This window comes from Exiguobacterium sp. UBA3491 (assembly GCF_002377745.1).
Classification (GTDB): Bacteria; Bacillota; Bacilli; order Exiguobacteriales; family Exiguobacteriaceae; genus Exiguobacterium_A.
In genome coordinates, this window is record NZ_DFQK01000010.1 from 1 (window position 1) to 8,503 (window position 8,503).

General features: G+C 43.8%; 7 protein-coding genes. 3 read left to right on the forward strand and 4 right to left on the reverse strand.

What is annotated here, in order from left to right; all coding sequences use genetic code 11:
- Positions 1-46: 46 nt before the first annotated feature.
- Complete coding sequence (locus B4F99_RS02270) at positions 47-2,209, reverse strand: ATP-dependent helicase (protein ID WP_290755060.1); 2,163 nt, start codon at positions 2,207-2,209, stop codon at positions 47-49.
- Between the two features lie 247 nt (positions 2,210-2,456).
- Here B4F99_RS02270 and B4F99_RS02275 point away from each other — a divergent pair, with 247 nt between their 5' ends.
- Entirely contained in the window at positions 2,457-2,954 is a 498-nt protein-coding gene (locus tag B4F99_RS02275; protein ID WP_035409789.1) for a GNAT family N-acetyltransferase, read from the forward strand.
- 49 nt (positions 2,955-3,003) lie between these two features.
- On the opposite strand, the gene B4F99_RS02280 is transcribed toward B4F99_RS02275, so the two are convergent.
- From B4F99_RS02280 to B4F99_RS02290, 3 genes are all read right to left on the reverse strand, one after another.
- The gene (locus tag B4F99_RS02280) at positions 3,004-4,470 is read right to left on the reverse strand and encodes a glycoside hydrolase family 32 protein (RefSeq protein ID WP_290755062.1); all 1,467 of its coding nucleotides are present in this window, start codon (positions 4,468-4,470) and stop codon (positions 3,004-3,006) included.
- 86 nt (positions 4,471-4,556) lie between these two features.
- Positions 4,557-6,140 (reverse strand): diguanylate cyclase domain-containing protein, encoded by a 1,584-nt coding sequence (locus B4F99_RS02285; protein WP_214856742.1) that lies wholly within the window; start codon positions 6,138-6,140, stop codon positions 4,557-4,559.
- A 15-nt stretch (positions 6,141-6,155) separates the two neighbouring features.
- The gene (locus B4F99_RS02290; protein WP_290755067.1) at positions 6,156-6,638 is read right to left on the reverse strand and encodes a GNAT family N-acetyltransferase; all 483 of its coding nucleotides are present in this window, start codon (positions 6,636-6,638) and stop codon (positions 6,156-6,158) included.
- 152 nt (positions 6,639-6,790) lie between these two features.
- Between B4F99_RS02290 and B4F99_RS02295 the strand changes: the two genes are divergently transcribed.
- Positions 6,791-7,708 (forward strand): ABC transporter ATP-binding protein, encoded by a 918-nt coding sequence (locus B4F99_RS02295; RefSeq protein ID WP_035409389.1) that lies wholly within the window; start codon positions 6,791-6,793, stop codon positions 7,706-7,708.
- Positions 7,686-8,429 (forward strand): ABC transporter permease, encoded by a 744-nt coding sequence (locus B4F99_RS02300; RefSeq protein ID WP_035409387.1) that lies wholly within the window; start codon positions 7,686-7,688, stop codon positions 8,427-8,429. The genes B4F99_RS02295 and B4F99_RS02300 overlap by 23 nt, the downstream gene beginning before the upstream one ends.
- Positions 8,430-8,503: the final 74 nt, after the last annotated feature.

Below are 8,503 nucleotides of genomic sequence, written 5' to 3' on the forward strand. Positions count from 1 at the left end.
CCTTATCTTTGTAGAGACTGACTTTTGAGTCAGCCTCTTTTTTGTCTCATAAAATTTTGAGTAATGCATTTTCGGAGCAGACTTGTAACGAAAGCTGTTTTTTCATTCCTTGATCAAATGAAATTTCTAGCACGTCATCAACCAGGTGCAAGACGGTTCCGGGACCAAATGCTGTATGCGATACACGCATGTTCTCAGTGATCGGAAGTGGAGGAACTTTAGCTCGCGCTGCAATGGCAGGACGTTGGCGTTCTATTTTTCGTTTTGCGGAATCCGGTGTAACAAGACGATGAACGTCTTCGACGAATGGTGAGACATCGAACGATTTCGATTTAAAACGATAAGACAGGAGATGCAGTTCGTGTCGTGCCCGTGTCATCCCGACGTAAAACAAGCGTGCTGCTTCTTCCATATCATCGAGTTGTCCATTCTTGTACGCCTTGATCGTGTCAGCCGATGGAAGAATACCAGCAACGAGATCAATCATAAAGACGCGATCAAATTCAAGTCCCTTTGCACTGTGAAAGGTCGAAAGAGTGACCGCATTTTGATTTTTGTTTTGTTTCGCATCACGCATCAACTGTTCGAGATGCGCGATCCGCTCACGAAAGGCGAGTAACGTCGGTACATCACTTGCGATGTTATCGATCGTATTTAATGTCTCAAGCAGGTGGTCGAGACTAAAACCGAGACTCTCACTCATTTTCCGCAAATTCTTTTCGTAGCCCAGTTCATGACGAATCAAAGAGAGGGCAGCAGACGGTCGAACGGTCTGAATGGAAGCGAATGTGCGCTTCATTTGTTGAAGTTGTTTCTTTTGATAAAACTTCATTTCGATTTTGTTTATGAGTAGATCAAATACAGATTCACCCGAACCAAACTGTTGCAATTGAGCCAGTTGAGCTTTCGAGATATATCCGGCGAACTTCGTATGGATGGTTGCTAGAACCTCGATATCTGTTGGATCTTGTGCGAATGTCATGAAATTTAAAATATCCTTCAAAATCCAATGACTGAAGAATTTATGATCAACATCCTTAATGTAAAAAGGAATGTTTGCTTGATCTAACGCATTCATGACGTTGATCGAAGAAGCATTGTTGCGATATAAGATGGCGACTTCGCGGTAATTCGTTTCCGTCCGTAACTGATTCAATAAATAACGAGTCTGATCTTCATAAGTCGGTAGCGTCTCTAAGATAATTGGACGAACCGCAGCATTCTCCGTGAACATCTGTTTCGGATAACGTGCTTTATTACGTTGGATGAATTGATTGGCGACTGAGACGATGTCCTTTGATGAGCGATAATTTTGTTCCATGTAAAGAATCGTCGCATTCGGATACGTATCCTTGAAGTGGAGAATCTTGGATGCATCTGCGCCACGCCAACTGTAAAGCGTCTGGTCATCGTCCGCGACGACACAAAGGCGATTATGGGGTAAGGCTAACTTTTCAACCAGTTGATGTTGAACGAGTGATGTATCTTGACTCTCATCTGTCAGAATATAATCGAAGCGACGTTGGTAATGTTGCAATAGACGACGGTCTTGTTCCAAAATCGTATTAGCATATGTCAACATATCATCGAAATCAAGTAACGGATGTACAGGATCACGAGACTTGAATTGTTCATATGCGACATAGATGTCAGGAAAGTGTTTGATCGTTGTCGGTACTGCCTTGATTTCTTTTAAAGAAAGAAGGCGATTTTTGACAAAGGAAATCATCCGTAACAACTCATCCATTTGATCATCGGTAATGACACTCCGATTAATTTCCTGGAAAATACGGCGCAGTAACATCCGTTTATGTGGCGCATTCGGATGTTGTTGATCCATCGGTCCTTCGATGATCGTATAGGAGAGGCGTTGCTCGGACGTATGGTCCCGGACGACTTGAAAAGCAAAACTGTGGATTGTCGAAAAAGCCGCTGTTGTTCCGATTAGTTCATGGAATAAATGATAAAATCGATCCGCCATCTCGCGAGCTGCCGCTTTACTGAAGGTCAGTCCAAGAATACGATGTGGTTCAATTTTTTTTTGTAAAATCAAATAGGCAATCTTAAAATTAAGGGTCGTTGTTTTTCCAGAGCCGGGTGAGGCGAGTAACAGCAACGGACCATGGTCATGTTCAATTGCCTGTTGTTGGACAGGATTCAATTGAATGCCGGTCAATCGCTCCATCTGTTTGAAAAAATCTTCATGCATGATACAGTTCACCTCGAGCGTTTAATTTCGTGTCCATTAAATCGAACTCTCCCTAGTGTAGCATTTTTGATGATCGGATTGGATTACTGAAAGACGAACCGTGGAATAAAGAGACAAAAGACTATTGGAAGCAATGTAAGAGGAGTGACTTTAAAAGACTAGGCAAATGGACTCAAAAATATTAAAATGGGAATAGATGTAAGAGAGTACTCTCTTGTCCTGTACAAAGAGGGAAGGCGGAATGAGAATGTCTGTAGTGAAATTACACATGTATACAAATGAACATTATGAACAATGTGAGGCGTTCATTCTTCCAGAAGAACAAGTTCAGTTTACTTCTTTTCCAACAGATGTCGTTACGGATGCGGTTGCACATCCCGATAAGTTTCCGGTTGTTATTAAAAAAGACGAGCTCGTCGTCGGATTTTTTATTCTCCATCTCAATCCCCCTAAAACACACCGGACGGATGAACAAAGTGTCCTGTTACGTGCCTTTTCGATTGATGAACGGCATCAACATCAAGGATACGCGAAGGAAGCGATGATGCAGTTACCGGAGTTCGTCCATCATCATTTCCCGGAAGTCACATCGATTACACTTGCGGTCAATAAAAAGAATATCGCTGCAAAATCACTGTATTTCAAGACGGGATATGTCGATACGTTACAATCGGTCATGGGTCCAATCGGAGAGCAACATATTCTCGCCTTCGATTTAGAAAAGGAATCACGATTGAAGCAGTGAAGTAAAAAAGCATTTTCCTGATTCTATTCAGGAAAATGCTTTTTGCTATTTAAGATAAATCGTAAATAGAGAGGTGGGCAGTCACCTCACCAGAGAATCCGATACCTCGACTCGTTGCTTTTGGGAAAATACGTCCGCTTGCGACGGCTTCTCCATCATTGAGGAAAAGTTCGAACGAGGACCGGTCCACAAACAAACGTAATGTCTGCAAGTCTTTCGAAAGGACAGTCGATCGTGATGTACCAAATGATTCAGCAGGAACCTCCACACCCGAACGACTCCGGTCAATCGTAAATTGACGCGAAACGACATCATATTTAAATAGGGTTTCTTCTGTAGCGTCTTGACGAATTGAGAAGCGGAACGAATCCGACGACAGCTTCAAGTCTGTCATCACGAGTTCGAAAATCTCGGCTTCCGCAACCGTCACATCTTGCTCGAAAAGAATCGTTTCGTCAAATAAGGTTTCTTTTCGTAGCTGTGTCAGTTCATGGACAGGTCGTTGACGAAGTTGTCCCTGTTCGATCGTTAATTCACGCGGCAATGTCAAAGCATGTGCCCAGTTATAAATGTCAGAAGGATAACTAATGTCCGGTAAACCCATCCAACCAACAAGAATCCGTCGACCATCTGCCGCCTCAGTTGTTTGTGGCGCATAGAAGTCGAATCCGAAATCGAGTTCTTGGAAAGGTTCATGTGTGAATGTTAAGTTGGGTAAAGCTAACGGTTCCCCGATGAAGTAACCGGACTGGAAAATATTTTGATAGTTCGTACCATCTGGCTCAATCCCTTGAGGACTAAAGAGAAAGACGCCTTTTCCATTAAGCTCGAAATAATCAGGACATTCCCACATATAACCGAATGTCGGGTAGTTCGTCCGTAACTCACCGACCAACGTCCAGTGCTCTGCATCTTGAGACTGATAAATGACAGTACAACCTGTCAAGTCAGTGCGCTGTGCTCCAAGTATGCAGTACCAGGTGCCCGATGCATCTTGAAAGACTTTCGGATCACGAAAATGTTCTGTATAGCCTTCAGGAACGGTTGGAATAGCAGGTGGTAAGTGTTTTTCAATCCGTCCATCCGAACGAAGGTGCCCAACGATTTGACTCGTATGGCGATTCCACTCTGCGTCCCGTTTGTTACCGGTGTACATGATGTGCACTTGATCATCTTTGATGAAGCCACTACCGGAATAAGCGCCGTGCGAATCAGGATCGTCATTTGGAATCAAGGCGGCCCCTTCATCGAACCAATGTACGAGGTCTTTTGATGTCATGTGATACCAGTACTTTAGACCATGAACAGGACCGAGTGGGAACCATTGATAAAATAAATGATAAAGACCGTCGTGGTAGACGAAGCCGTTCGGATCATTCAAAAGTCCGGTTGGAGGTTGGATATGGTAAGAAAATCGCCAAGGAGATGTTCTTACTTCTTCCTTCATCACTTGGTATACGGTCGGATCGACATCCGAGAGGGGACGATATCGTGCTTCACGTGTCCATTGATTCATGCTGACAGCTCCTTGTTGAAAATTTATACGCTTCTCGTTCACCTTACGGAGGAGAAACGCGCTTGTCAATCCTCCGTTCCAAAAGGTCAATGAACGGAAATACATCCTTTACCATCTTGCTTCGAACGATAGAGCGCTAAATCCGCATGGTGCATGACTTGCTCGAGCGATTCACCTGCTATCTGTTCAGCGAGTCCGATGCTCATTCCGATATGGACGGTCTGTTCTTCTAAATGATAAGGCATCGAGACATGGGCAATCCATTGTTCACCTAAGTGTTGTGCTTCTACTACAGACTGATTCGTTAAGACGATGATGAACTCATCGCCACCAAGACGAGCGACGAAGCCACCAGGTGGAAGTAACTGTTTGAGACGTTGACCGACCTCGATCAGGAGGAGATCACCAAGTGCGTGCCCATATGTGTCGTTAACTGCTTTAAAACCGTCTAAATCGAGACAAAGGTAGATGGAATGCGTTCCTATAGGTAATTGTTCGATGTATTGAGCAAGACCATTTCGATTCGCAAGACCCGTGAGACTGTCACGTTGCGATAATCGTTCAAACGTCAGTTTTTCTTTTTCGGTATGCAGCAATCGACGAATCAGTTGCTGTAGGGCATCTGTCAATGTCTCGATTTCTCGGATTCCACGATGGTTCGGAAGTGATTTTGAAGGATCACCTTGCATTTGTTGTGCGGCATGCGTGATTTTTAAGAGTGGTCGAGTCAGCAGTTTCGCTAACATCCACCCAAGCACGGCTGTAATGAGAGAGGCAATTAACCCAGCGATGAAAATCGTTTGGCGTAAAGCGTCGGCATCAGCGAAGGCAATCGATGTCGGTTGACGCACGAGAACCGTCCAACCTAGTCCATCATAGTCTTTGTAACCACGGCTCGTACTTTGACCAGAGACGAATTCTTTCTCTTTCCAAAAAGCGGTCGCAGGAGCATTCGAAGTGAGCGTTACACTAGTAGGCAATGTCTTACCACTCCATCCGTTTGGTCCAAGCAAAATAGTCTTTCGATCTTGACTAACGATGAAGACATCGACTTTTTGGAGAGAAGAGGTAGCGCTCTGGAAACTTTGTTCAATCGCTTTAGCCCATTCGAAACTGAGGTGTGTCGCGAGGACGCCGGAAAATCGTCCCTTATCATATAAAGGTGTACTTATATCGACAAATTGGAGTGGCTCACCACTTGGATTCGGCAATAATTTTGCGAGTAGGACGGCTTCATGAACATCACCGATGAATGGTTGCGATAATGCTTCTTGAAAAACAGGTCGTTCTTTGATCGATGTTCCTTCAAGAATCTGGTTCGTTGACGCAATGACTTTACCGTTCGCATCTAAACGACCAATCCAAGAAAAGTCGGGAATCTGTCGTTGTAACTCCTCTAGTGTCCGACGTGTTTCTACTTTTTGATCTGTTTGTTGAATCGTTGATAAAGAGCCGAGCAACTTCACTTCTGCATAGCGTGACCACATGTAATGATCGAGCTTGTCGGATAGTTGATGAGCAGTCGTTGACAGATTCATTCTGACTTCCGATTGGAGTCGGCTTGTCGCGTGTTGACTGATGAAGAAGGTCAACAACAGCGTCATGCTAAAAAATAATAGGGAAATCAATCCCGCTAACAGGATGTCAAAGCGAAGTGAGGGTCTGGACATTGTGTGATACTCCATTCATATGTTTCTCATTTGTTTTTTGTTTGACTCATATACATAGACGTCTATTTGCTGTTCACGGTTCGAGATGCTCGTTCGCACGTAGCGGAATCCATGTTTTTCCCAAAACCGTCGGGCTTTTGCCTTATCAGGTAATACGGCGAGGTGAATCTGTGACTCTCGACTTAAGAATTGATTGAAAAAGGCGGACAGTAACCGATTACCCGTTCCGGTACCATGATGAGAAGCATCAAGTAAAAATAAACCAATCCACGTTGTACCGTCTTGCGGATGCTTTGGGAGGTAGTCAATCAGTAAGACAGGTTCTCCATGGATATACCCGATCAGCGATACAGTATCGGGATTCAAGAATTCCTCCTGTAAGATCGAATCAGAGAGTGGTAGCGCCCGTTCTTCCAGGCATGCATACTCTGGAACGCTTGCGTACAGTGATTGAACGATCGGAAAATGTTCACGTGTCATTTCTTCAAAAAGAATCATCTGAAGACTCTATTCCTTATTTAGTCTCAAATTTCTGCGTTAGCGGATTTTTATTTGGAATCAGATTACATATTTGTAAGAAAAGAAACTTTCGCAGGGAATTCACGTACACTATATAGCATAAACAAAATATGAATGAGGAGGAAGAGCAGATGTTAAAGATTGAAAATATCTCAAAGCGTCTCGGAAAAGAGCAAATTCTAAAAGACGTCAGTTTTGAGGTATCCCCAGGAGAAGTGTTCGGCTTCCTCGGACCAAATGGGGCAGGGAAGACGACAACGATTCGTATCATCACGGGTCTGCTTGAGCAGGATGCTGGGCGAGTCACGGTCAATGGCTATGATGTCGTAGAAGAGCGTTCGAAGGCATTAACACAAATCGGAGCAATCGTTGAAAATCCAGCTTTTTATCCTTATTTAACAGGCAAACAAAACTTGATACATGCAAAAAACCTGATTCCAGGACTCGGACAAGTCGACTATGACGCACTTGCTCGTCTCGTTGGTTTAGAAGGAAAGCTTTCGAAGAAAGTTGGAGAGTATTCACTCGGAATGAAGCAACGTCTTGGAATTGCTCGCGCGTTGTTACATAATCCGCGCGTCTTGATTTTAGATGAACCGACAAATGGTCTAGATCCGTCCGGGATCGCAGAACTTCGTGAGTATTTACGACAAATGGCGCGTGAGCAGGATATCGCAATTTTGATCTCAAGTCATATGCTGAGTGAAATGGAACAAATCAGTGATCGATATGCCATCATTGATCAAGGTGTCATCAAGTCAGTCGAATCGGTTCGTAACGAAACCGGAGCAAAGGTGGCACTTCGCGTCAATAAGGAAGCGATGACTGACGTACTTGAAGCCCTTCGCATCGCGAACTATCCATCAGAAGTACTTGATGAACAAATCATCATCACAGCACCAGAAAGTGAGTGTCCGGCGATTGCCCGACTTGTCGTGCCGATTGCTGACTTACATGAATTGACCGTCAAACGCTTGACGCTCGAAGAACAATTCCTGCAAGTAACGAAAAAAGAGGGGGATTCACATGCTTTCGCTCATACAAAATGAATGGATGAAATGGTGGACGACTAAAAAAGCGAAAATCGTCTTAGCGCTATATGTCGTCATTGCGGTTGGTATTATCATTGTGGCGAAGACAAATGATTTTGAGTTCACACGCTATGATTACTATTCCTTAACGTTTGTGTTGTTGACCTCCTTATTAGGGATCATCACGATCGTCTTCACGGCAGAAGCTATCGGGAATGAAGTACGATATGATACGATGAAACATCTATTAATGAGTCCATATTCACGAATGACGATTTATTTCTCGAAGCTGATCTTCTCGATCTTGATCATGTTATTCCAATTCGTGTTCATCGCTGCGATCGTCTACGCAGGCTCATTTGTGTTTTCAGAGGTAGGAGATCCGATCCTGTTCCGCGACACGATCGTTGAGGTCGTCAGTCCGATTTTTACGATATTTATGACGTTGTTCTTCTCATTATTATTCCGCTCGGTCGGTATGATCATTGGCTTTACCGTATTAGCGCAGTTCTTTACGAGCATTGCGGGAAGTCTATTGATCGGCTTTAAACCAGCGATTGCCAAATGGATCGTATTCATGCACTTGGACTGGTCGATGTATTTCAAGGATTCTGTTTCCTATGGTATCAGTGAAGCAATGGGAACATCTTTAACATTTTCCGTCTTGTTCGTAATGGCGCATATCATCGTCTTATTAGGCGCGTCAATTCTTGTTTTCCAGAGAAAATCCTACACGTAAAGAAAAGAGTTGCTCATGGACGAATTCGTCCGTGAGCAACTCTTTTCTTTGAGTATTTAAGAACTAGTTCGTTT